The organism is Chryseobacterium taiwanense (genome assembly GCF_000813825.1).
GTDB classification, from domain to species: domain Bacteria; phylum Bacteroidota; class Bacteroidia; order Flavobacteriales; family Weeksellaceae; genus Chryseobacterium; species Chryseobacterium taiwanense.
In genome coordinates, this window is the sequence record NZ_JWTA01000005.1 from 490,178 (window position 1) to 516,090 (window position 25,913).

Consider the following 25,913-nt stretch of genomic DNA (forward strand, 5'->3'; position numbering starts at 1 on the left):
GTTGATTCTTCTTTGCTCACTTAAATAATTAAGTCTTTAGACAAAATCTTTGCGTCAAAAAATGAATGATAATTTTAATATCTAATGAAATTTAAACAGGCACTAAGATAATTTTTTTCGATTTTATCTCAGTTATTTTCTTAATTTTAGCCACTTAATAAAATACAAATTAAAATAAATTATGTTTAAGAAATTAGCTGCAGAAGCTTTAGGATTGGGAGATATAGGTAAGATTATTCCTTCTCAGGATTATGATAAAGTTGATTCAGACGATTATATTTTATCTGAAGATCAGGAGAAAATATTTTTCCTGATTAAATCTAAAAGAGACGAATATTGTTTTACCAACAGAGCTTTGATCCACATCGACGGAGCAAGTGCTTTGGATAAAAAGAGAATATTAAAGAGATACGAATATTATCAGTTTCCTTTCTCAAATATTGCTTTGCAAACTGCGGGAACAATCGATTTGGATGTTGAGATTTCATTTAATATAGGGAATGTTCCCATGATGATCAGTGTTGCAAAAGGTCAGATCGATCAGTTAAAAGATCTTTATAAAGCGCTTTTAGCCATTCAGCAAGAGGTTCATCACAACCATTCTTTGTTGAATTTTTCTAATGACAGCATACAAAAAGCAATCACAACAGTGGCTTCCGGAAAACAGGAGAATGTTTCGAAAAGTCAGGAGCTAAGAGCGATCAACGAATATATTTTTGACTGGAACATTAATAGTTTCGAAAAATATAATCAGAAAGATTTCTCAAGAATTTTTGAAAAGTATATTAATAATTAAGAGTTACCCTCTACATATTAAAAACCACAGATGTTGTCTGTGGTTTTTTGCTGTAAAGAATTAACAAAATATTTAGAATATTTAAATGCGTTGTGTAATGATGTTTTCTTACATTTATTCAATGAATTTTGAAAAAACAGGATTGGTCTTATCGGGCGGTGGTACTAAAGGTATTGCTCATGCGGGAGTTTTAAAATTTCTACATGAAAAAAATGTTGATATAGATATTTTGTCTTGTTGTAGTGCAGGTTCTATTGTGGGATGTCTATATGCTGTAGGCAAAACTCCTGAGGAAATCCTTGATTTTTTTCAGTCGGTTTATTTCTTTAACTGGAAACATTTTACGTTCAATCAGCCGGGATTAGTTTCTTCGGTTATTTTTAACAATTACCTAAAGCCGATTTTTCAGGATATGAAGATTGGAGATTTAGACAAGGAAGTACGTATTGTCGCTACAGAATTAGTTTCCGGAACAGAGAAGATCTTTGACAAAGATTTTTTAGTTACTGATGCCATTATAGCTTCCTGTTCTATTCCGGGAATTACGACTCCTTATATTTTACAGGAGGAAATGTTTTGTGACGGAGGGGTACTTAATAATTTTCCTGCAGATATTATTCGTGACGATTGTGATAAGCTAATCGGTGTTTTTGTTTCCCCACCTCATGATACTAAAATTGATGATTTAAAATCAATTAAAGCTATTGTTTCACGTTCGTATGATCTTCTTTCTTATAGAATTGAGAAGGTGAAATTTGACTATTGTGACTGGTTTATTTCCTCTCAACAACTATCCAGTTTTGGAACGTTTGAACGAAAAAGAGACCGTCTTGAACAGATTTTCAATATTGGGTATAATGCTGCCAAAGACAGTTTTTATGAAAGTCATTTTTATACAGAACTAAGGAAATCGGGAACATAAAAAAACTCTGGCGTTTACCAGAGTGATTTTATTATTGTTTAACGACATATGCGTCTTGTTTTACTACTGTATCTCCTTTATCGTTAATCACAACGAGCGTATAAGGAGCTTTTTTAGCTGAATCTGTAAGGTAATTTCTCCAGACCTGATAAATATATCCGTTGTTATTGAACTCATAATAGTAATTTCCGCCAGATCCATCCGGAGTTAATTCTCCATTGCTGATGATCATATTCGGTTTTGCCGTTATTTTTGTATTGGCTCCCCACGATTGATACAGGTAATTTCCGTTAGGTTGTTTATCAATTCTTACCTTGAATTTCTTGGTTTTAATAATAACTGTTTTTGGAACGTTTTGAGTGTATCCCTTATTGTTTGTTGTATAATAAGGTTTGGGATCAAAATTATTGGCAGAAACCAACGATACCGGAACAATGCAGAGTGCGATTCCGAATAAAAGGTTTTTAATCATTTTTTTAATGTTTTGTTGTTGATGTTAAACTTCATCAAATTTAAAGCCAATTTTTAAATTTAAACAAGAATATAGGGTGCTGAAAAAGAGGTTTTTAAAGGTATTAAATGTTTGTGTTAGAAAATAATAATATTGATTTTCAATTTATTATGATAATGTTGATAAAATATCGCCAGCATCTGAAACAACGGATTACTTTTCTTGTGTACATTTGTATCACCAAAGGATCTCGTTCCTTTACTATTGAAATGAAACTAATTAACTTTAAGTTTTTTCTATTAAAAGTATCAGAAATCATCTTCACGATTTTTAATACATCTCCTCCTTCAATCTCTTAATTTTTTCGAAAGAATTATCACATAATTCGTACTCTGCTTTTTCGTATTCCGAAGAAATAGAGCACAATCCCTGTTTTCAAATTTAATCAAAACAAAAAACAAAAAAACTATGGAATTAGCTTTTCATGGCTGGATGGTTCCGGCCGTAATTGCACTTTTGTGCGTATTTTTCTACAAATTCATTTTGAGAATTTTCTTTGGATTAATTATTGTTCCCCAAGACAGAATAGGACTGGTTACCAAGAAATTTGTATTGGTGGGTAAACAGGAACTTCCCGAAGGAAGGATTATTGCCACCAACGGTGAAGCAGGTTTTCAGGCACAGACATTAGCTCCCGGAGTCTATTTTGGGAAATGGATTTGGCAGTATTCTATCGATTTTCAGCCTTTTACTGTAATCCCAACCGGGAAAATAGGATTGTTATTGGCTAAAGACGGTATGGAGCTGGAAACCGGAAGGATTTTAGGAAGAAAAGTCGATTGCGATTCTTTTCAGGATGCGGAAGCTTTTTTAAAGAACGGAGGAAGAAAAGGCCGCCAGACTGCAATCATTGCACCGGGATCTTACAGAATCAATACCTTATTGTTTGAAATGGAATTAACTGATATGACTCAGATTCCGGATAATGCAGTGGGAATTATTACAACAATGGAAGGAAGTCCTTTGGAAGAAGGGCAGATTGCCGGGAAAATTATTAACGATCATAATAAATTTCAGGATGTTGATACTTTTTTAAATAACGGAGGATATAAAGGTCTTCAGGAGCAGGTGATTTTGGCAGGTTCTTATTTCTTAAACCCTTGGTTTACAAAAGTTGAAATGGTGAGAATGACGGAAATTCCAATTGGTCATGTTGGGGTGATTATCAGCTATGTAGGAGAAGAAGGTAAAGATTTGAGCGGTGTTGATTTTAAACATGGAAATATTGTTGAAAAAGGTCATAAAGGAGTTTGGGCAGAACCTATTGGTCCCGGAAAATATCCGATCAATCCTTATATTATGAAAGTAGAACTTGTTCCTACGACCAATTTGGTACTGAACTGGGCTTATGAAAGAAGTGAATCTCACCAACTGGATAAAAACCTTTCTACCATTACGGTAAGAAGTAAAGACGGTTTCCCTTTCAATCTTGACGTGTCACAAATCATCCATATCCCGACTTATGAAGCTCCAAAAGTGATTGCCCGTTTCGGGAATATGATCAATCTTGTCAGTCAGGTGTTAGAACCCACCATTGGAAATTATTTCAGAAATTCTGCTCAGGATAGTGATGTCATTGCATTTTTAGGAACTCGTAAAGAAAGACAGCAGTCGGCGAAAGATCATATCAGCAGTGTTTTGGAACAGTATAATGTAAATGCGGTTGATACGTTGATCGGGGCAATTGTTCCTCCTGAAAGTTTGATGAAAACCTTAACAGACAGAAAATTGGCGGAAGAACAAAAAATCACCTACGAAACCGAAATGTTGGCTCAGGAAACACGTCAGGCTTTAGAAAAAGAAACCGCTGTTGCTGATATGCAGAAAGAAATCGTAAAAGCAGATCAAGGGGTTGTAATTGCAGAGAGAATTGCTGATGCATCCGTTAAAAAAGCCACGGGAGACGCAAATTCCGTAAGATTACAGGCAAATGCAGAAGGAGACAGATTGAAGCTCTTAGCAACCGGTGAAGCCGAAAAAACAAGACTTCTTGCAAAAGCAGAAGCCGAGAAAATAGAGTTGTTAGCAAAAGCCAGTGCGGAACAGATTTCATTAACAGGTAATGCTGAAGCAGAAAAAATCCTGGCAATCGGTAAATCGAATGCGGAATCTTACAAATTATCTGTGGAAGCAATGGGTGGAAATAATTTTACCCAATTGAAAATCATGGAAAATATTGCCAATCAGAATGTGAGAATTATGCCTGAAGTGTTGATCGGAGGGAATGGTGATTCTGCGAATGGTGGAATTAGTGGGCTTTTGGGACTTCAGCTTTTAGAACAGGTTCAAAAGAAAAGCGTTGAAAGTGCTCCTGTAAGTAATGAAAACACGGATGAAAACTCTTAATTTTAAACAAAATTGAATGGTTAAATTTTTAGTAATATTAAAATGATTTATGTAGTTCTGTTTATTATAGCGATTCTAACTGTTAGTTTTATTATTTTCTCTATTGTTGGAATTTATTGTAAAATTATTAAAAAAGAATCTAAAGCTTTCTTGGGTATGGTTATGAGTCTCATTTTACTTTTTTTAATGATGAATGTTCGTAATCATTTAGTTAAAAATGAACTGGTGAAAAATATTAAAACGGCAACAATGATTCAGAAGAGTTCAAATTTTTCAAAAAAAGAATTAGTAAACATACATTTTGCAAGTGAGAAAATAAGAGTAATAGGTTCTGATATACATGTTGTGCTTTTGCCTCGAAAAGATACTGTTTACTTGAATCAAGATCTTAGAAATAGAAATAAATTTTGGATTCATTATAAAAAATATGAATTTTTAAAGCTTACAGCCCCAATTGGATATATAATGAAAGAATAAAAAAATGCCCGAAATTTTCGGGCATTTTCATTTTATGCGGTATAACTTGCAAAAGCTTCTTCTAAACTTTCAAATTTGCCTTTAAATTCATCAATAGGGCAATCCTGGAGAATGTTTCCTTTGTGGATAAGGATTACACGGGAGCAAAGTGCTTCTACTTCTTGCATGATGTGTGTAGAAAGCAAAACTGTTTTTTGTTGACCAATTTCCTTTACCACATTTCTGATCTCAATGATTTGGTTGGGATCAAGACCATTGGTTGGTTCATCCAGAATCAATAAATCAGGTTGGTGAATGATGGCTTGTGCAAGACCTACTCTTTGTTTATATCCTTTGGAAAGTTGTCCTATTTTTTTAGATTTTTCAGGAGTGATTCCTACCAGCTCGATCACCTCATCGACTCTTGAAGAAGGAATTTTGTGAATGTTGGCAACAAATTGTAAATATTCTTTTACATACATCTCCAGATACAACGGATTGTTTTCAGGAAGGAAACCTATTTTTTTCTTACTTTCAATTTCCTGTTCTGTGATGTTTTTTCCGTTGAAAATAATTTCGCCCTCATCTATTGTAAGTGCACCAACAATAGATTTCATAAGTGTAGATTTTCCGGCTCCGTTGGGACCTAGAAGACCAATGATTTCGTTTTTATCAATTGAAATATTAATATTGTTAAGTGCAGTTTGTTCTGCAAACTTTTTCGTTAAATTAGTTATTTGAAGAGACATAATCTGATGGGAATCTTTTTTACAAAAATAAAAATAAAAAACTCATCCGGATAGAATGAGTTGAGTATTATTGATTATTTTTTTGATTTCTTGCCTTTCGTAGAGGATGCCTTTGGTGTGTCCGGAGCAGGCATTGGATTGACAGGAGTTAAATTCGCATGTGCAGTCGGCTTATATAAAGCTGTTTTTGCAGTTCCGACTCCGAAAATTTTATCGATCTGTTTTTTATTTAAAAACTGCGATTTTCCTACGTATTTTCTATTCTTATTGATGTACTGAATAAACTGAACGGTAGGTTGCCCGTAGTTTTTTTCATAATGTAGCTCAATAATGTCATTAGGCAATTCCAATGTGATATTCCCCGAAGGCTGGTCTATAAAACCATCTGTGATTAATTTATATAAGCCCTGTACATCTCCATTTACATCTAAAAAAGAAAATGACCTGAACGTATTGAGGTTACTGGTATTGAGATCCTGATAATTAATAGTGAATTTATCGTCTTTTTTGAATAAACCTACAGAATTATCTTTTCCAATCTCTACTAAAGTCTCGTTCTTTAGTACTTTGATTTGTGAGAAAACCGAAATACCGAACGTACAAGTAAGGAGTAGAATTATTTTTTTCATTTGAGTGAATTTTAATATTTCATAAATTGGTATGTCTAATTTAATAATAAATATGTTATTAAACAACATTTACAATTTCTCACAAAAATAGTACTTTTTTTGATACTTCTATTTTAAATAATCGTATACGACGACGATACAAAGATTTGTAGTTGATTTTAAATGCTTTAATTTCTCAAAATCTGTAATTAAATTAATTTTTAAACTTTAGGAAATGCTACTGAGTTGACTGGGAGCCAATCCAAATTGTTTCTTGAAGGCAAAAGAAAAATGGGAAAGATTCTCAAATCCTACTTCATAACAGACTTCCAGAGGTTTTTTCTTATTTTCCGTAAGCTGATAATAGGCAAGCTCCAGCCGTTTATGAGTTAGCCACCGTTGTGGAGTCATAGTGAAGGCCTTTTTAAAATCGCGTTTGAATGTGGTAAGACTTCTGCCTGTAAGATAACCAAACTTTTCGAGGGGAAGATTAAACATAAAATTTTTTTCCATGTAGTCAACCAGATTAATTTTCCCGGGTTCTTCAAAATTAGCGAGTACATGATCGATCTCTTGATCTAATGTTCTGAGGATGCTTATGGCTTCTGTAATTTTAATCGAGGCAATGTCTTCAGGGAGATCTTTCATCTCAAAATAGGGGATGAGTGATGCTAAACAGCTTTCTAACAATGGGTGATTATTAAAACTAAAAATCTTCTGCGATTTTTGTGGTTGCGGATTGATATTTTTGTTGGCATAGAACTTCTTCAGTGTTTCCAATGATAAATGCATGACTACGGTTTTGTGCGGTTCACCATCTTTAGGATAGTTGATAATTGTTGCCAATTGATTTCTCGGGATCAAAAAAATATCGCCTTTTCCGAAGAAATACGTAGCATCTGCCTGCACGATCTTAGTTTCACCGGAAAGAAACCATACCAACATATGCTGATCAAACATGATGTCTGACTTGAAAAACTTGTCCTCATAGCTGGAAAGCTTTATATCTTCGGTGATGTATCGTGCTTGGTATTCCATGATTTTTGCTTTTTTATAAAGGAAATCAATAAAGTAAAGATAAGAAATAACATGAATTGACTTTGTTTAAAGGATCATCTTTTGAAAGTAAGAAAGGCGAAATCTCAGTTTGCCTTTCTTCTTAATGCATGAATTAGTTTTGCTAGAACTCCATTATTCATATTGTATGAGTTTATGGATTGAATTGAATACCCGTCATTTCTTCCGTTAATTTCCAGAGTTTTTTTGCATTGGTTTTGTCTAAGGAGTAAGGATTAACTCCTTTTTGAGAGGCTATATCCGATGAGAGTTCAGCAATGTCCCCATCTTCACAATATACTCCTCCAATATGGTCTAATAAAGGGCTCGTTGCACACCATACTGTTGTAGATGCTCCCTGAGGAATGGTCTTTAATGATGCCGCAACTTCTGGTAACATATTGCCTTGTTCATCCACAAAACCCATTTTTTGAAATAATTCTAGCGGAGCTTCTCTGCCAAGCTCTGTTCCGCCAATAGAACCTGGATGAACAGCATAACTTCTGATATTTGAAGATTGTCCACGCACATCCAGTTCCATTGAAAAAAGATTTAAAGCGGTTTTAGATTGTCCATACCCCTGTAAAGTTTCGTATTCTCTATTCATAAAATTGGGGTCATCAAAGTTGAAGGGGGCAAAATGATGTCCATGGGAAGAAACATTAACTACTCGTGCTCCATTGGCCTTTTTTAATGCAGTCCACAATTTGGAGGTGAGTTGAAAGGGGGCTAAATAATTGGTAGCAAGTTGTGATTCTATGCCACGTTCATCTCTGCGTAATGGTACCCACATGATACCCGCGTTGTTGATCAATAGGTGTAAAGGTCTTTCTGAAGCGATAAAATGTTTTGCGAATTCATCAATAGATGCAGGAGATAGTAAATCCATTGAGGCAATTTCTACATTGGTAATGCCTTCCATATTTTTCTTTGCTTTTTCTACATCTCGAGCGGGTACAATTACTGTAGCTCCGGCTGCTGCTAATACTCGTGTCGTTTCTAATCCTATTCCTGTGTTTCCACCAGTGACGATGGCTATTTTCCCGGTAAGATCAATATTTTCAATGACTTCGCTTGCTGTTGATTTTGAATTAAAGCCTGAACCGATTGGGAATTGTTTTGCTCCCTGATAATTATTGTTTTCCATTTTAAATAAATTTACGTGTTATTTATAGGACAAAATTAGAGTGGATTCAAGTGTTTCACTTTGTTCAAAAGGCTTAATTAACTTTGTTTAAAAGGCCGATTGATTTTTATAAAGAGATGAGAAGAAATAAAAAAGCCGGAAGTAAATATTTACCTCCGGCTTTTTATTTTTTTATGAGTTATGATCTTATGGAATAAGTACGGCTCTTCCTTTTATTTTTCCGTTTCTCATTCGATCATAAACTTCATTGGCCTGATCTAATTTATATTTTTCAATTTCGATATGAATCTTTTTCTGACGGGCTAATCCTACCACCTCCATCAATTCCACTCTTGATCCCCAATACGGATTGGTCATACTTACCCCAAACGGAAGCCCCGACATACTGTATTGATAATGTCCGCCGCCTAATCCAACAATCGTAAGATCACCATCTAAGCTTACGATTTTAGTCCCAAGTTCAATTGTGGAAGTAGCTCCTACAAAGTCAATCACTACTTTAGCTTTTTTAATTCCTGTGATTTTTTGAATCTGTTCCGCAGCATTTTCGTCTTTAGAATTGATTGTATGTGAAGCACCTAGTTCTTTTGCAAAAGCGAGTTTCTCTTCTGTTACATCACATGCAATGATCGTACTGGAACTAATTTCTCTTAGAATCTGTAACGCGACATGTCCTAAACCTCCAACACCAATAACTACGACATATTCATCAGGGGTTAATTTGCTGATTGATCTTTTAATGGCAGAATAAGGGGTAAGTGCAGCATCGGTGAGCGGAGCGGCAATTACAGGATCTAAATCATGAATAGGAACCAAAAGGCGCGAAGAAGGAACAAGCATATATTCAGCCATACCTCCGTCAAGTCCTAAACCTCCTCCGTAAGCCATTTCAGATTGGTGATCGCAATAGTTTTCTTTAGACTGTTGGCAAGGTTTGCAGTGTCCGCATCCCCAAGGTCCGTAAACCAAAACAGCATCGCCTTTCTTATATCCCTGAACATCGCTGCCCATCTCTTCTATCCAACCTGCATTTTCATGTCCTAATGTAAATACAGAACCGCCTACCGTTCCTTCATCAATGATATGAAGATCGGAGTGACAAACACCGGCTCCTCCGATTTTCAATAAAACTTCATCTCCTTTTGGGGTAGGTTTTTCCATATCGGTTACTACACGGACATCTTTATGTCCAAAAAAACGTACTGCTTTCATAAGCTTAATTTTTGTGATTTATGCTTACTAAAATACGAAATATTCAATGAAAAAGAGGTGTGAGATAAGGATTAATTCTAAATTAATTTGTTGTTTTTTGTAAGATAATGAATAGAATAAAAAAGACATCAAGAAAAAACTTGATGTCTGTAATGAAGTAAGATAATATTGTTTTCTAATTTTTTCTTAGAAAAATTATTTTAAGATTTCCTGCTCATAAAGTAAATTATCATCTTCGTCAAAACTTATGATAAGTACTTTGTATTGTTTTGCGCTATCATTATTAAAGAATTTAATTCTTGGAGGAACATAATCACTGTCAAATAGATTCGGATTCCAATAAAGGGTTTCCCTGCTATCATTTTCGATTTTCACAGGAGAATCATTATCAATCATTTCAATAGGGAATTCCGAAGGTTTATCATATCCTTTTATGATCGCTAAATTATTACTTGGGGCTGCTTTTTCATTACTTTTAGATTTCATATTCCCTTTCATGGTGTAAATTAATACGGCATCACCAATTAATCCAGCTCCTTTGATAATTTTTACCATGGCAATGTTGGTTACCGGAAGACTTGCAATCATACTAGCATCGCTTTGTACTTCATCTAAGTAAACTTTAGCTTGGCTGTTGCGGATGTAAGGAACGTTCACTCCTGAATTATCTCTTTGAAATGTTAATCCGGCCGCTCTTCCCTGTAGCCAGTCAAAAATATTATTCGATCCTGAAACGTGCTGGTCTTCATTGACGAAGTCAAAGATGGTAGAATTGATCGAACTAAACATTCCGGTGGAAAGCTGTTTGTCCAATTCTTCTTTCGGATCCTTTTTCTTTCCTACTAATTTTACCTCTTCAATTTGTACATCAACGTTCTCTGTTTTTTTAGTGTTTTTCTGAGTGTTGATGGCTCTGGAAATGGAAGGAGATAGTTTCCTGTTCTCTGTAGCTTTCACCAATTTGTATTTTGTACCGGGGAAATTGCCTTTAAACTCTGTAGGATTTATCAAAGGTTCTGCTGTAACAAATAGATTATCAGTATTTGATTCCTTTCCCTTTTCTGCATTTACAAATAACGAAACACTCAAAGGTTCATTAAAGTTAAGATTATCTAAATACACATAGCCATTTTGATCCGTTTTAAACAGATTAATCTCAGGTGGATTGTTACCTAACTTTAAGGCTAAAGTTACAGCAGCATCTCTAACTATTGCGTTATCTTTAATGGGTTTTATCCTGTAAGAAAGAAATTTTGGCGAATTATTTTTAATGGCAGGTACAGATCCGCTAAGGACAGAATTCCAGTCAAATCTTTTCCATTTTTCAGAAATAAGTAAAGCATCTAAAGCTTCACTATTGGTATTTTTAGAAAAATATTGTGCCGGTGCATCTATTTTTGTAGTAAAATCTCCTGTTAACCAAAGTCCACTAAGTAAATTTTCTTCTTCAGCATTGTTGTTGCCATCATCTTCACTTACCAAAACCGTATAATTTTTAAAATAAGATTCTGGAGAAAGATCAATACTATTGAAAGATCGTGGGGTTGTTTTTAAACTTTGAGCAATAATATCTGCTTTCTCAATTTTTAAATTGTTGGGCTTTATAAAGCAAAGTCTTTGTGCAACTAAATTATCTTGGTCATCAAAAATAGCTAATTGTAAAACAGCGTTGGCTCCATTGCTGATTTTTGTAGGAATAAGGCTTGAAGCTTCATTAGTTAACTGATTGATATTGGCTCTGTAAGCTAGATGATTGCTTATGGTTCCTACAATTTTATAATTTTGGAGTTGTTGTTTTAAGTTAACACCTTTTAAACTGTATTTAATCCCATCTTTAGAACTGGAAACTTCTAAACTAAGACCGCTGTTTGCCACTTCCGGTAAATCTATTGTCTGCTTTTTTCCTGCATTATCCTGAATGATCGCCTGGTATTTTTTACCTAACGCCGGAGTTATGGTAAAAGATGCAACATTTTTATCAAAAGATTTAAAGGTAGTTATAGAAACATTTGGATTTTGCGAGTCTATTATTTTCCCACTCCAGTTTTCAGGTAAAGACGTATTGCTTGATAATCTTACCGCAAATTTCGTTGGAATTCCATTAATGAAAGTTCCTCCTTCAGGAAAAGCTTTTGCAGACCAATCAGAACTTTTAGAGATTTCTAATGACTCCGTTGAGTTTGGATTGTAAATCGGAATAGCTTTAACAATCTGAAAATCTTCACTAAAATTGGTCATGTAAGGAGTGTAGGCTCTTACAAAATAAATTTGTTCTGGAAGATTCTCTTTCAGTTTAAAATCTCCGCAGCCTTCACCATTGGTAAGAAGTATCGTTTTCCAGTCTATTAATTTTTTATCAGCATCATACAATTCGACAAATAGGGTAGTAGACAGTTCAGAACGATTGTAACCGTCAAAAACAAAACTTTTGAACCAGATTTGATCACCCGCTGCATATTGAGTTTTGTCGGTAAGGAGGTATACTTTTTCTTGTTCGTAATTATTCTCAAGATTTGTTATTGCTTTTTCTAGTTTGGTTTGTGAAAATACCGGTTGTACTGTTGAAATAAGCAATAAAAAGAAAATATTTTTCATAGAAATCTTAACGCATTTTTAATCCAACGCTAAATTACTCAATAAAAAGCTTCTAAATCTTTTAATTTCAAAAATTAAGGAGATTTTAACTAAATGTGAGAGGTACTACTTATTTAAAAGTTGTATCTAAAGTAATATGATCAAAAATTGATTTGAGAGAAATAAAATTTATTATTGACACTATGTATTTAAGCTCTTGAGAAACGTTGTTCTACTTTGTCATGATTTGTTGTAAACGAATATTCCTAAAATCAATAGCAGAACCTTCATAATTTAATGAAATCCTACCTTCTACAGAAGATGCTTCCACGCATTCGTTCACGAGTTTTTCATTCAAAAATTGGGTGATTTTTCCATTAATGGATTTGATTGTGATCGAATTCCATTCCCCATAAGGTTTTTCATTTTCTAAAAATTTAGGAGAAGTAACACTTGCTCCCGGCTCAACAAGCTTTCCATTTACCTTTGCCGTAACCTGATCCAGAAAAATAAAATCTCCGGTCGTATTTTCTTTGATTTGAAACTGAATTCCCTTTGGCCAGATTTTATCGGGTGAATCTGTCGGGATATTATACATAACTCCACTGTTCTTCTTGCCTTTTCCTTTGTTATATTTCTCATCCATATTCCATCTGTATTCAAGAGAAAGTTCAAAATTCGTATAGCTTTTTTTAGTCATCAGATACCCAATATTTTCGCCATGCATTCTGATCATTTTATCAGAAAACTCGTATACTTTTGAAGGTTCCTGTTTTTCGGAATTCGTTTTTGTATAGGCATACCAATCACTTTCAGAGCTGATTTTTTGCTGAACACCGCATGAATTTAAAATAAAAAGAAAGGCAAAAACAAGAATAATTTTTTTAGACATAAACGAAACTTTAAAAGAAGTGTATTATAAAGACGCAGTAAAAGTAATTATTAGATTTCGTATTTAAAGGAAAAAGGAGATAGGATTTAAACTAAATGTGAACTTGCGTACAGTAATAAAACTTTAAACCGGTTTGCAATAAACCTTAAGAGGTATTGGAATCATAAATTTAATACATAATTAATGCTGACGTGATCCAAATGAAAAGAGAATCAGATAGTTTCGAAATCAATTTAAAAACTATTAAAAAACATTAATTAATCATGAGTCAAAGACAAAAATTCATTGGATGGATGCTTATGCTTGCAGTCACGTGCATCGGGTGCCAAAATGAGGAAATTTCTTCTGTTACAAAGGAAGAAGAGCTTTCACCAAAACTTAACGCCAATAAATTGGCTTCGGAAATCAGTGTAAATGCTTATGTTGATACAAGTAGCTACATCAATTCTGGTTTTAGTTTTCTAAACCCATCTCAACTCGACAAAAACCGTCAGGCAATAGGCGGAAGTGCTTACACCGAAGTTTATGGATTCAATATTCCTGAAGAAAACAGAGTAAGAGGAATTCGTTGGAATACCGATGATGAAACTACATCGATCTGGAGACCACAAGGGATTGCAGGTTTTACTAAAGATGGCGTTCGCTATCTGTTGGTAAGTTGGTATGCAAAAGATGATGCTGAATTTAAAGGTTCCCGAATTACTCTGATTGATATTAGCCCAAGTTCAAGTACTTATCTTACCTATCGTCATATTCTGTTGGTACAGCCTGATGTTCCGGCAAATGTAACAACCTATTCACAATATGGCTTTTACGCTCCACTGAATGTACATGCCGGTGGAATTGCCTATTTTAATGGTAAAATATATCTCAGCAGCACGAATTTAGGGGTTCGTGTATTCGATTTGAATAAAATAATTGAAGTAAGTACGGGTGATACAACCAATGATAAATGTGGTAAAGACACAAGCGGTAATTTATACGCCTTTAATTATAGATATATATTGCCTCAAATAGGATATCAAAAGATCAATGATGCAGATCCTTTCTCCACGATACAGGTCAATGAAGAAGGAACTCAGCTCTGGACAGGACAATATTATGCAGGAAGTGCGGATGCAAGCATTGTTCCTCAAGTATTTGGTTTCCCTATTGATGCAAATGGAATGCTTCAAAATACAGGGATTGTTGCTGTAACTCCAAAGAATAGTCTTTTCACAGATAGTCACGCTCATGGAATACAAGGGGTGTTCAGAAAAGGAAACAGAACATGGCTTTCGTGTACAGGATCTCCAAGCAATTCTTATGGTTCGAATGCAAGATTAGCCCGTTATACCGATGGAGCTGATGATACTGTACGTTACCGATGGCCATATGGAGCAGAATCTCTTTACTATGAATCTCAATATAATTATCTGTGGAGCTTAACGGAATATGAACCTAATGCTGGTGCACAGAATGGAAGCCAGGTCAATCGATGTATTTTTGCGGTTGATTTTTCTAAATATGAATAGTAGAAATACTCAGTGAAAATTAAAATAGGCAGTCTTTTTGAGATCGCCTATTTTTTTAATAATATCTTCTGAAGCTGTTTCCTTTTTTTACTTAGCTTTCTTTGTCTTGTAATATTAAAAGTTTAAATTAATTTTGATGACTATATACAATTTTACACTATTGTCCTTCTGACGAAGGAAGAATCTAAGATATCATGAGATTCTTCCTTCGTCAGAATGACAGAGTTATAATAATAAGATAGCAGGATTAATGTAAAATTGTATATAATTACTTTAATTTTTAGTCGAGAGAATTTTATTGATTTTCAGAATCATTTCCTTCGCATTGTGATTGGTAGGATCAAGTTCCAAAGATTTCTGATAATCGCTTTTTGATAATGCATATTCTTTTTTATTAAAATAAACTTCACCACGGCTGTCGTAAACATTCCCTGAATTCGGAAACTCATTGACATTTAAAGTGAAAATCTTAAGTGCTGCATCTAGTTGACTATCTCTTAAAAATTCGTAGCCAAGCTCGTTCAGTTCATTTTCATTGTTGAAGTTATAGCCTTTTGGATTATTCTTTTTCAGTTCTTTGTACAGCGCAATTCCTTTGTCAACATTTTTTAAACATTCTTTTCTGATGGTTAAACCGATAGATTCTTTTTGTGGCTCGATAGGATAATTCTTCCATTGATTCAAGCTGGCAATACTTAAAAGGATTTCATCTATTAATTTAAAATTATTACCGTTGGTCATCACTGCCAAACCATTTCCATCTTCAAGACTTCCAATATAATAACATACGAAACCTTCATTTCCACCACTGTGTCCGAAATATTTTGTGCCTTTAAAATCGTTCAGAAATACACCGTAATTATTTTCAATTCTCTTTACAGACATTTCTTTGGATAGAACTTTATTCGATTTCCCTACTAATGATAACTGGGTTTCGATGATATATTTTGCCAAATCATTTGGATTAGTCCATAAACCGGCTGCAGCTTTTTCAGGATAAATATGATATTTACCTTTTACTTCTTTTCCATTGTTATAAGCTGTTGCGAGTAGTTTTGCTTTATCCTGAGAAGGGGGCTGATTGTAGGAACTTTCATTCATTCCTAATAGTATCAAAACATTTTTCCACATATAATCTTGGTAGTTTTCTCCTGTAGTATTTTCAAGAATTAATTGTGAAATGGTTGTTCCACCGCCTGAATACTGGAATTTAAGATTGGGTTCAAACACAGAACGAACTGCAGGAGAATTGGCAGGATTCTGCCCATTAAGAATTTGTATTATGGTTGGTAAATCTTTTCCTTTTTGATAGCCTCCGAAACCATGAACAGACAGACCTGCTTTATGGCTTAAAAGATTCGCTATGGAGATTTTTTTACCTTTAGAAACAGAGTCGTATGGAAATTTCCAGGTTTTAAGATAGTTATTGATGTCATCATCTAAAGTTAATTTTCTTTGTTCAACCAATTTTAAAATACCAAGACTATTGATCGACTTGCTGATCGAAGCCGCTTGAAACAATGTCTGCGGAGTTGCCTTTCTGTTTTCAGCAACATCTGCATAACCGTAAGCTTTTGACCATTCTACCTTATAATCTTTGATGACCGCAATGCTTACCGCATTCATATTATAGAAAGCCATTCTTTCTTTTAAAGTCCATTTTTTGGTTTTCGATGTATCCCAGCCAAGTAGATTGTCTTCAAATGATTTTATTTTATCATTTACATTTTGTGCAAAAACATTCAGGGATAAAGACAGCAGTAAGATGAGATTTAGTTTTTTCATTTAGAAATATTAATTGATTTTGTATTTAATAAGACAATTAAGAAATGGATGTTGTTACATTTTGGGACTGGTTTACTTGCCCCTTTCTTTCTCGATTTTTTCTATCATTTTTTCTGCATTACCGTTGGTTCCGCCAAGACTGATTGCTTTTTTATAACTCTCTATTGCTAAATCATATTGCTTATTTGTATAATATGCTTCTCCTAGACTGTCAAATACATTAGCATCTTTAGAAAACTCTTTTGTAGCTAATTTAAATACTATTATTGATTCATTCATTTTTCCAAGTCTTAATAATTCATATCCTAATTTATTAAGTTCACTTGGGTTTTCAAAGCTATATTCTTTTTCAGAATTTTTTTTGAGTAAATAATACGTTTCAATACTTTTATTTACATCGTTGAGAGATTCTTTTCTTATCGTTTGATAAATAGATTTTTTAGGAATTTCGTACTCTTTTCCTAATATTAAATTGTGAATAATATGTCCTAAATCCCAAACTTTATTTAGATTGTTTGACACTAGAATTATCGTCATATTATTTTTAAAATCGTTTAAAAAAATGGATTCAAATTTATAAGAAACTCCATTGTGTCTTTGCAATTCATCTTTTTCAAAGTATCTGCCAAGTGATCCGCCTTCGTCTTTTGCATAGGGATTATTCAATAAGGTTTGAAAGGATTTTTTGGATATTAATCGGTTATGATTCATCGCATCAATCCATTTATAGAGATCATTGATATCTACCCAAAGCCAGCCGCTAATAAAGTTCATTTCCGGACATCGGACATTGTCCATATCATAACAAGACGTTCGGTTTTTATAACCCGGTTTTGGGTCAAATACCGAATTGGTCATTTTCAAAGGCTTGATGATATTTTTAATGACAAATTCCTCAAATGATATTCCGGTTACCTTTTCAATGATTCTTCTTTGTAAAAATACATTGCCATTATCATATTTGTAACCAGTTCCAGGTTCAAAAAGTAAAGTATTATTACTTCTCAAAATTTTCCAAGCATCATCATCAGTTACCGAACTTAAGCCTGACTCTATTTTGGGAATACCACTCGCATAATTAATCAAATGTCTAATCGTTACTTTTTCTGCCCATTTTGGTAATCCCAAATTAAATTTGGAAATCGGGTCATCAAGACTTAGAAGACCACGTTCAACCAAAATCATGATGGAAACTGCATTAAATTCTTTTGCAATAGAACCAATGTTAAAGATTGATTTTTTATTTAAAGCTGTTTGCTTCGTTTCATCAGTAAAACCAAATGATTTTTGATAGATAATTTTGTTGTTTTTGGCAACAAGGACATTTCCATTGAATAAACCTCTTTCATAAGATTTTGCCATTAAGGAATCAATTTGATTGGTATGATCTGTTTTTATGTTTTGGGGAGTTATTTTTTGTTTTAATTCAACTTTAGATTGGCTAAAAGCAGAAATTGATAAAAGCGCAAAAAGTACAAATAGGAAATTTCTCATATTGGATTCTGATTTTATAATTTGATGCAAATATGCCTCAGAAAAGCTTAGGACGCGACCGATTAAAAAAAATCGAACTCATTTTTTGAAAATACTTTGATTTTACAAAGCCTCTTTTCTGTAATCAGTTGGTGTTTTTCCTGTATATTTTTTGAAAGAAGTATTAAACGAAGATTTGGAATTAAAACCAACTTGATATAAAATTTCCAAAACAGTGAGTTCTTTTTGGGAAGGATCTGCAAGAATTTGCATTGCTTTTTCAATTCTATATTCGTTTACGAAATCAAAAAAGTGTTTATCCATATACAAGTTAATTAAAGTAGAAAGATCTTTAACGGGCATTTTTACCTGCTCAGCTAAATCCTGAATGGTTAATGATGAATCCAAATAAGGTTCTTTTTCTATCATAAAGTCTTTTAAGAATTCGATTTCCTTATTTTTTTCTTCATTGATTAATGGATTCTTTTTTTGTTTCGGAATAACTTCTGTAATGGGTTTTAGATTGGAATGTACTCCTCGAAAAAAGTCTGGATTGTTTAATGCAGTCAACAAATACCAACATGTGCAAAATAAAAATGCGAACCCATCAAGCGTTACAATCCAGGCTCGAATCTCGCCCGGACCAAAGATAAAAGTAACCAGCCATCTTATTAGGACTATAAAATGTAATAAATAATATAGAATAGTTATTTTGTAAAGTGCGTTGAGGGTAGAAATATTGGGGTTTGTATAATTCTCAAGATAGACCGTTTTGGATTTTCTGATTACAAGAAATGAAGCAATAAAATATACCTGAAATAGAAATTCGAATAGAAAATAAAAAAATTGTGTGATAGGCATTTTATAGATGCCGTTTATAAAATGTATTTTCGAGGGTATGTCTACAAAGTAAATCCCCCACATTAAATACAAATTGTAAGCAACAAACGGAATTATGTGCAATGCATGTTTTGGTTTTAGCCGAAAGTTTGTGTAGCAAACAGACAACACATAAAGATAAAATGATGCCGGAACCAGATAGACAATACTCCAGCGAAATGCCTCAAGGTTGATATGATTTACCGGGAGATCTCGCGTAAGAAATTTGATGGCATCTACGGCATTTGTAAAAAGAAAAAAAGCAATCAGCCAATTTGAAAGTCTGTGCTTAGTTTTTACAGTCATCAAAAACAGGGCAAGCAAAAATACCATGAAAATCCCAATCGCGGAAACGAGATGCAGAAAATTGAACTTGTCCATTTTTTTTAATAGAGATACAAATCTACGATCTAAAGAATTATAAAATCAATAATATTTTTGATTTGGTTAAGCGGGTTTGATGAATATTGCATTATTTTCACTAGGAATTACTTAGAACATACTCTAAGAAATCTGGTGGTTCCGTTTAAGATTACGGATAAAGTCTGTCGGCCGTACGCCATTGATGTCAAAAAAGAGATCTGAAAAATTCTGCCTGGATGCGATACCACATTCTTGTGCCAAGGTTTCAACGCTATATTTGAGAAAGACCTTATTTTTGTGCAGCTGTTCTGTGATATAACCGATTCTCAAAGTACCAAGGTATTTATTAAAATTTGTACCCTTGTGTTCGTTGATGATCTGTGAAAGATAATTGACATTGGTCTGTAACTGAGTCGCTAACTTCTGTTGTGTAAGACCTTTTTGTAGAAAACCTTTCTCTTTTTCAAATGTTTCCAATCTCAATAAAATTTGTTGAGTAATTTCATCAGGGACTTGAAGTTTAGGTTTTTCAGTTATTTCAGAGGCTGAATCTTTAATAGAATTAAGCTCATTTTCCACCTGTTGCAACTGATTTTTTAATGTAAAATATTCACGTTTGGATTTGCGGTGCTCCAGCAATTTATAAATACTGAATATGATTGATAATGTCAACAAAACTGCGGTAAAAAGAAGGATGTAAAATGTTCTTGCCTCTTTTTTTATCAATAATTCCTGTTGTACTTCCAAAGTATGTTTATCATATTCTTTGTGGATTTTGCCGGAAAGGTACTGGAAATTTCCATTTAAATTTTCATCAACTTTTAAGAGCTGTCTTGTATAATATAATTCTTCTTTTACGTTGATGTTATTCTGCTGATTTTCCAGAAGATATTCGAAAGCGGGGCGGACTTCGGGAACAACAAATTGATGTCTGTTGAAAATAGAATCTACTTTCTTAAAGGAATCTAAAGCCAGATGTTTTTGATCGATTTTTTCAAAAAGAAGACCTTGGTAAAAATGAATGATAGAAATATTAATGAAATCATCATTTAATATCAATTCAGGGAGCGCTTTATCGAAATAGTTTTGTGCGGCTTTGTAATTGCCTTTCTGTAATTCGGATATGGCTTTGGATTTATAAAAATAACTTTTTTGTAATTGAATGCTTGAATCGTTTTTTATAAGATGAAGAGCTTTATTAATGTAAATATCTGCCTCTTTAAAGTGATTCAGTTTTTGAAGACATACAATTGTTTGATGCAGACTGTTTAAATAATCTATAGAAGGAGACTTTGCATTGGCATCATGATCAGCAAAGAAAGCCATACATTTTTTAAATAAATGTAAAGCCTCTTCGTTGTATCCCAAATGGGCTTTCATCTCTGCGATATGATAGAGATTTTGATAGGTTAATGCTCTGTTTTTTGATTTTTCCAGATATTTATAAGCAAAAAGATATTCGTTAAGAGCTTTTTTAAATTGCCTGAAATGATAATAATAAACTACACCTTTCTTGAGATAAGCACTGCCGATAGTATCTTCGTTTTTGGATAATAATGCGGCCTTTATTGCTTTATTGGCATAACTTAGTTTTTGGTTTTTATCGGTGATGAAAAAGCTTGCATCATCGTAACCCTGAGCTAATTTTTCGTAATTTTTTTCTTTGGTGGCTTTTGTGATGAAAATATCCAGCCCCTTATCGAAAGCTGTACGGTCATTTTCCGATAGAGAAAAATATTGTTGTCTCAAAGAGTTATAATCTTGTTCCGGAACAGCTTTTTCCCAAACCAAGCCAAGCACGAGAAAAGAAAACAATACTAAAAATCTGTTGAATAATTTCATTGTTAGAAGTTAATGTATACAAAAATAGACTATTTTTTCAATGAAGCTCAGTGGCTCAGCGCGATGAGTTCGGTATTTATTCTAACACATTGATAAATTAGGACTTTGGTATGGTCTTAATTCATCATTTAGGACGTAAAATGTTTTAGAAATTTTTTATCCAGAGCTATATTTGGCAAAAATTCAAAATTAATATGAAAAGCATTATTGCGCTTCTCTGTCTGTTTTCAATTAGTCTTTCGGCTCAGAGCTATTTCAGCATTTCAGGTGAGATTCTGGATCAGAGAAATCAGAGGTTGGAATTGTCGGAAGTTAATTTATTGGGTGATCAGAATCAAATCATCAAGTCCATAGTTTCGCAAGACGGCACATTTGAATTCAAAAATATTGATGCCAATACTTCTTATCATATCCAGGTTGTTAATCATTCACAATTACAGAATGAACCTTCGTTTACTTTAAATGCAGACTATAGGATTAAAATAATTTTCAATTCTCACATAACAGAACTGGAAGAATTGAAGATCGTTAAAAACAGGAATAGTGTAAAAACAGAAAATGGAAATTTAAATATTGACATTGCCAATTCTGCTTTAAGCAAAGTGGCAAATCCTACAGATTTGTTATCCCGACTCCCTTTTGTAAGGATAGATCCAAATGGTGAAAATCTCTCTTTTGTTGGCAAAGGGGTGCCTTTATTGTACATCGATAATCAGAGAGTTGATTTTTCTGTCATAAACACTCTGTCGGTTGATGATATAAAGTCAATAGAACTAATACGAAATCCGTCTATTAAATATGAAGCTGAAGGAAAAGCTGTTATAAAAATCAATCTAAAAAAAAGTAAAAAGGATGGTCAAAAATTGATACTGACCGAAACAGGGGTTTTCCAAAAAAAGTACAGTAATTACTTCTCCGGAAATTATCAGGCAAAGAAAAATAAAACGGAGTGGAAATTAAACGCTTCTTACAATCAGATCAATCACTGGGAAAGCAATGGTTTTGATTATGAGATTGATACAAAAGCAATAGCTTCAGATTATATTATAAAATCAATAACAAAGCGTCCACAATTGATTTTTGGAGCAAACTTCTATCAGGAATTAGGTAAGGAAGGTGATTATATTTCTTTGGCTATCAATAGCAATATGCGACCGGATAAAGGTAATAATACCACTGTGACCAATTATTCTGAAAGTACCATAAATACGAATGTACAAACTTTAAACATACAAGATAGAAATCGTACAACAGTAAATGCAATATTTAATTTTAATAAAAATCTGCCAAAATTAAATGCCAATATTTTCACAGGCTTCCAATATAAAAGAGAAACAGATCATGTGAACTACAATTTCTATGATAATAAAGATTTTTCGGGTTACGAATTCAGTCAGTCCCGAGATCAGCTTTATTCCGGAAACGTTTATTCTGGTCGAATAGATATAGAGAAAAAATTCTCAGATCTTTTTAAAGCTGAATTGGGAGGAAGCTTTAACAGCGCAGAAACATTTACGGATAATACCACTCAGTTTGGGAGTACTAAAGAGCCGGAACGTTTGGAATACTTTTTCAGAGAATCTAATGCGGCAACTTATGCGAATTTGGATTTCAATATGGAAAAGTTTGCTCTGAAAACAGGAGTAAGAATGGAAAATACCATTGCAAAAGGTGAAAATAAAGAAACTGAAGCAGATAATATTACACGCAACTATACAGATTGGTTCCCATCTTTTCAGCTCAGTTTTGAACCAAATGAGCATTTTAACTACAGCTTAGATTATCGGAAAAGCATCTCAAGACCCAATTATGGTGATCTGGCATCGGGAGGTTTGTATGGAAGTCCTTACATAGAATATAGAGGAAACCCATTGTTATTGCCATCATACACAAATACATTTACCCTGAGTGCCAAACTGAAAAAATGGTCAGTTACGGCTTCTTTTTATGAAAGTAAAAATCCGATGGGCTATACTTTGGTTTTTGATGAAGCTAAGAATATATCAACATTTAAGATTGTTAATTTTGATAAAGAAATCGGAGGGAATCTGGGTGTAGACTATGAATTGATACTTAAAAAACTGAAATCACAGAATAACCTAAGCCTTAATTATGATAAGATTGAAGATGCTATGGCTATATCTAGGAAAAGTACACCTTATCTCTATTTTTCAACCAATAATAGCTATAGTTTAAGAAAATATCTCAGTATTTTGCTGGATGCTTCTTATATAAGCAACCGTACTGAAGGTATTTTTGAGTATAATTCAATGTGTCTGGTAAATATGGGAGTAAATGCTAATTTAGGTCAGTTTGATTTTACTGTAAGGTATAACGATATATTTAAACAAATGGATTATATTCAAAAATTGACTTATAAAAAAATATCATCTACAGGTACTTTTTATGGTAATACACCTACCATATCTTTAACTGTAAAATACAACCTTGGTAAAATCAGTAAATCCAATTACAAAGAAAAAGAAGTCAATGAAAACGCTAACCGTTTATAGATATTTTAAACACTTTTATCTATGATTTGGTACGTGTAAGTCAAATTAAACAAGAATTGCAACGTTCATTTTTATGAAGTATTTTTTTATAATTAAAGTTTCTGGCAATCGAGCTCTAAGAATTTAAAATATTCACGTTGAATTTAGAATGAATTTTAGAAATTAAAAAGATAGTGTGGCTCAGCCATGAATAATGACATCAGTTATCGGATCGTTCAACAATTTCCTTAAACATCATGCTACTGTATAACTTGATTAATTATTCTTACGATAAATATGCTAATTCCATGATTTCGTGGACAAAGGTTTTGGTCAGGTCAGATAATGTTCTTAGATTTGATCTTGATTATGTTTGTTAGTATAGATCATTTTAAATGACAATATTATTTTACAGCTCTTCAAATTTATCCAAATTATGAAAAAACAAATCTTTACCGCTGCGCTGTCTCTGGGAGCCATCGCTTTTGGAACGGACCGGGTTCTGGCACAAAATTCGGGACAGGTGAGTACATCAGTAAATATTATTTTATCGGATGTTATTGCAATGGACATTGGTACTGTTGCTTCAGAAGGTACTGTAGATTTTAATTATGGAACTACAAAAGATTATAATTCGGCAAAAAATGTGACTGTTCCAAACAGTTTGGTCATTATTTCCTCTAAAAATTTTGATGTAAAAGTAAAGTCTGAAGGTGCGCACTTTGTAAGTGGTGCAAACGTAATTCCAGTAGATATATTAAAGGTGAAAGCAGTACCAGGCGGAAGTGTGACGGGAACCCTGAATGAGGTTACCTTATCTACAAATGATCAGGTATTGGTAAGTAATGCAAGTTTAGGTACCAAACAGTCTTTAAATATTGCCTATTCTATTTCAGCGGAAAAAGCATCCAATGTACTCCTCGGAAAACCACAAGGAACTTACACACAAAAAGTAACTTATACTGCCACTGCATTATAAATAAATATTTTTTCCAATAGAAAAGCCCTCAATACTTTCAAGTGTTGAGGGCTTTTCTTTTTCAGCCAGATAAATCAACCTTGTAGTTATTTTACTACATGAACTTCCATTTTCAACTACAAAGAAACTTTTTTCACCGCTGTAGATTTGTAATGTCAAAAGAGGACAATTAAATAAGAATAAAAATTAAAAAATAATAATATCATGACAAAACAAATCTTAATCACAGCTTTAACTTTCGGAGCAATCATATTAGGAACTAGCAATGTTCAGGCTCAGAACACTACAGCAACTACAACGGTAAACATTACCTTGAATGATGTGATCTCTATCGATGCAGGAAGTACAGCAATTGGTAATACAGTTGATTTCAACTATGCTACTGCGGCAGACTATAATTCGGATCAAACAATTACTAAAGCCAACTCTTTAAAAGTTACTTCAACGAAAAACTTTAATGTTAAAGTAAAAGCAGGAGGTGCTAACTTTATGAATGGAACGAACTTAATCCCTGTAAATGTCTTGACGATAAAAGCGGCTACAGCTGCCGGAACAATGGGAGGAACAAAAAGCGCTGTAGTTTTATCTGCGACTGATCAAACCTTAGTATCTAATGCTCCTCTTGGAAGTGCATTAACACTGAATTTGGACTACACGATTCCAGCAGCTAAATCCTCATCTTCTGATATTTTAGGTAAACCAGCCGGAACTTATACGCAAACAGTAACTTATACTGCGACAGCTTTATAATTGCTGAGCTTTAATAAAACTATTCATTTTTTAAATCAGATATATTATGGAAAAAAATAAAAGTATAGTGACAGAATGTTTCAAATGTGGAACACGTTATGAGAACTATTTTAAAGCATCACCCTGCTGTAAATCAATTGTTTTGAAAGTAGATGAAAATGGAAACCGTACAAGTATAACTTTTATCAGCTCATTATCATTACTACGTTCAGAATCTATTCAAGTAAGTAGATAATAATATATAAAACATATCTACTGGGATTAAATAGTATCAAAAAATTAATTTTATTTGTTAGTAAAATTTATTTAAGTAAAAATTTTTCATATTAATATTTTGTGATTTGGTGTTTCAAAGGCTTCCTATAGGAGGCCTTTGATTTTGTATGTATGATATCGATATGGAGAAAATTCAAAATCCGGGAATAAGTATCTATCAGCTGTAAGGTAGAATCTATGTTTTCATTTTAATAGATGTAGGAAATGTTGCTTCGGGAGGTGCTGTAGATTTTAAGTATGTGAATACAACAGCCTATAATTCTTCAAAAAGTGTAACGGTGCCAAACCATT

Annotated in this window: 20 protein-coding genes; 8 read left to right on the plus strand and 12 right to left on the minus strand. The window is 33.4% G+C overall.

What is annotated here, in order from left to right:
* The first annotated feature begins 181 nt into the window (after window positions 1-181).
* Both RM51_RS08815 and RM51_RS08820 read left to right on the plus strand, forming a co-directional pair.
* Complete coding sequence (locus RM51_RS08815) at window positions 182-796, plus strand: PH domain-containing protein (RefSeq protein WP_039367671.1); 615 nt, start codon at window positions 182-184, stop codon at window positions 794-796.
* 121 nt (window positions 797-917) lie between these two features.
* Complete coding sequence (locus RM51_RS08820) at window positions 918-1,718, plus strand: patatin-like phospholipase family protein (RefSeq protein ID WP_039367839.1); 801 nt, start codon at window positions 918-920, stop codon at window positions 1,716-1,718.
* A 31-nt stretch (window positions 1,719-1,749) separates the two neighbouring features.
* On the opposite strand, the gene RM51_RS08825 is transcribed toward RM51_RS08820, so the two are convergent.
* Window positions 1,750-2,190, minus strand: a complete 441-nt coding sequence (locus RM51_RS08825; protein ID WP_052248441.1) for a hypothetical protein — start codon at window positions 2,188-2,190, stop codon at window positions 1,750-1,752.
* Window positions 2,191-2,637: 447 nt separating this feature from the next.
* On the opposite strand from RM51_RS08825, the gene RM51_RS08830 reads away from it, so the two are divergent.
* Window positions 2,638-4,575, plus strand: coding sequence for an SPFH domain-containing protein (locus tag RM51_RS08830; RefSeq protein ID WP_052248442.1), 1,938 nt, complete (start codon window positions 2,638-2,640; stop codon window positions 4,573-4,575).
* Between the two features lie 42 nt (window positions 4,576-4,617).
* Entirely contained in the window at window positions 4,618-5,052 is a 435-nt protein-coding gene (locus RM51_RS08835; protein ID WP_039367673.1) for a hypothetical protein, read from the plus strand.
* 32 nt (window positions 5,053-5,084) lie between these two features.
* Here the strand turns inward: RM51_RS08835 and RM51_RS08840 are convergent, their stop codons facing one another.
* The 7 genes from RM51_RS08840 to RM51_RS08870 all read right to left on the minus strand — a co-directional run bounded on the left by RM51_RS08840 (window position 5,085) and on the right by RM51_RS08870 (window position 13,269).
* Window positions 5,085-5,780 carry an ABC transporter ATP-binding protein gene (locus tag RM51_RS08840; protein ID WP_039367674.1) on the minus strand — a complete coding sequence of 232 codons (696 nt, stop codon included), beginning with the start codon at window positions 5,778-5,780 and terminating at the stop codon, window positions 5,085-5,087.
* Between the two features lie 74 nt (window positions 5,781-5,854).
* The gene (locus RM51_RS08845) at window positions 5,855-6,409 is read right to left on the minus strand and encodes a hypothetical protein (RefSeq protein WP_039367676.1); all 555 of its coding nucleotides are present in this window, start codon (window positions 6,407-6,409) and stop codon (window positions 5,855-5,857) included.
* A 207-nt stretch (window positions 6,410-6,616) separates the two neighbouring features.
* Window positions 6,617-7,426 (minus strand): helix-turn-helix domain-containing protein, encoded by an 810-nt coding sequence (locus tag RM51_RS08850; RefSeq protein WP_039367679.1) that lies wholly within the window; start codon window positions 7,424-7,426, stop codon window positions 6,617-6,619.
* Window positions 7,427-7,598: 172 nt separating this feature from the next.
* Window positions 7,599-8,591, minus strand: coding sequence for an SDR family NAD(P)-dependent oxidoreductase (locus RM51_RS08855; RefSeq protein ID WP_039367682.1), 993 nt, complete (start codon window positions 8,589-8,591; stop codon window positions 7,599-7,601).
* Between the two features lie 186 nt (window positions 8,592-8,777).
* Window positions 8,778-9,803: an NAD(P)-dependent alcohol dehydrogenase gene (locus tag RM51_RS08860; RefSeq protein ID WP_039367685.1), complete on the minus strand. Its 1,026-nt coding sequence runs from the start codon at window positions 9,801-9,803 to the stop codon at window positions 8,778-8,780.
* Between the two features lie 195 nt (window positions 9,804-9,998).
* Entirely contained in the window at window positions 9,999-12,398 is a 2,400-nt protein-coding gene (locus tag RM51_RS08865) for a hypothetical protein (RefSeq protein WP_039367686.1), read from the minus strand.
* 211 nt (window positions 12,399-12,609) lie between these two features.
* Window positions 12,610-13,269 (minus strand): 3-keto-disaccharide hydrolase, encoded by a 660-nt coding sequence (locus RM51_RS08870; protein ID WP_039367690.1) that lies wholly within the window; start codon window positions 13,267-13,269, stop codon window positions 12,610-12,612.
* Between the two features lie 263 nt (window positions 13,270-13,532).
* Between RM51_RS08870 and RM51_RS08875 the strand changes: the two genes are divergently transcribed.
* Entirely contained in the window at window positions 13,533-14,783 is a 1,251-nt protein-coding gene (locus RM51_RS08875) for a hypothetical protein (protein ID WP_052248443.1), read from the plus strand.
* Between the two features lie 273 nt (window positions 14,784-15,056).
* On the opposite strand, the gene RM51_RS08880 is transcribed toward RM51_RS08875, so the two are convergent.
* From RM51_RS08880 to RM51_RS08895, 4 genes are all read right to left on the minus strand, one after another.
* Complete coding sequence (locus tag RM51_RS08880; protein ID WP_052248444.1) at window positions 15,057-16,568, minus strand: serine hydrolase domain-containing protein; 1,512 nt, start codon at window positions 16,566-16,568, stop codon at window positions 15,057-15,059.
* Between the two features lie 72 nt (window positions 16,569-16,640).
* Complete coding sequence (locus RM51_RS08885) at window positions 16,641-18,062, minus strand: serine hydrolase (RefSeq protein WP_039367693.1); 1,422 nt, start codon at window positions 18,060-18,062, stop codon at window positions 16,641-16,643.
* A gap of 102 nt (window positions 18,063-18,164) precedes the next feature.
* The gene (locus tag RM51_RS08890; RefSeq protein WP_039367697.1) at window positions 18,165-19,301 is read right to left on the minus strand and encodes a helix-turn-helix domain-containing protein; all 1,137 of its coding nucleotides are present in this window, start codon (window positions 19,299-19,301) and stop codon (window positions 18,165-18,167) included.
* A gap of 123 nt (window positions 19,302-19,424) precedes the next feature.
* Window positions 19,425-21,125 carry a helix-turn-helix domain-containing protein gene (locus RM51_RS08895; protein ID WP_039367698.1) on the minus strand — a complete coding sequence of 567 codons (1,701 nt, stop codon included), beginning with the start codon at window positions 21,123-21,125 and terminating at the stop codon, window positions 19,425-19,427.
* A gap of 194 nt (window positions 21,126-21,319) precedes the next feature.
* Between RM51_RS08895 and RM51_RS08900 the strand changes: the two genes are divergently transcribed.
* The 3 genes from RM51_RS08900 to RM51_RS08910 all read left to right on the plus strand — a co-directional run bounded on the left by RM51_RS08900 (window position 21,320) and on the right by RM51_RS08910 (window position 25,346).
* Window positions 21,320-23,638: an outer membrane beta-barrel family protein gene (locus RM51_RS08900; protein WP_039367702.1), complete on the plus strand. Its 2,319-nt coding sequence runs from the start codon at window positions 21,320-21,322 to the stop codon at window positions 23,636-23,638.
* A gap of 415 nt (window positions 23,639-24,053) precedes the next feature.
* A complete protein-coding gene (locus RM51_RS08905) occupies window positions 24,054-24,596 on the plus strand; it encodes a hypothetical protein (protein WP_039367704.1) in 543 nt (180 codons plus the stop codon).
* A 204-nt stretch (window positions 24,597-24,800) separates the two neighbouring features.
* Window positions 24,801-25,346 carry a hypothetical protein gene (locus RM51_RS08910; RefSeq protein ID WP_039367709.1) on the plus strand — a complete coding sequence of 182 codons (546 nt, stop codon included), beginning with the start codon at window positions 24,801-24,803 and terminating at the stop codon, window positions 25,344-25,346.
* The last annotated feature ends 567 nt before the right edge of the window (window positions 25,347-25,913 follow it).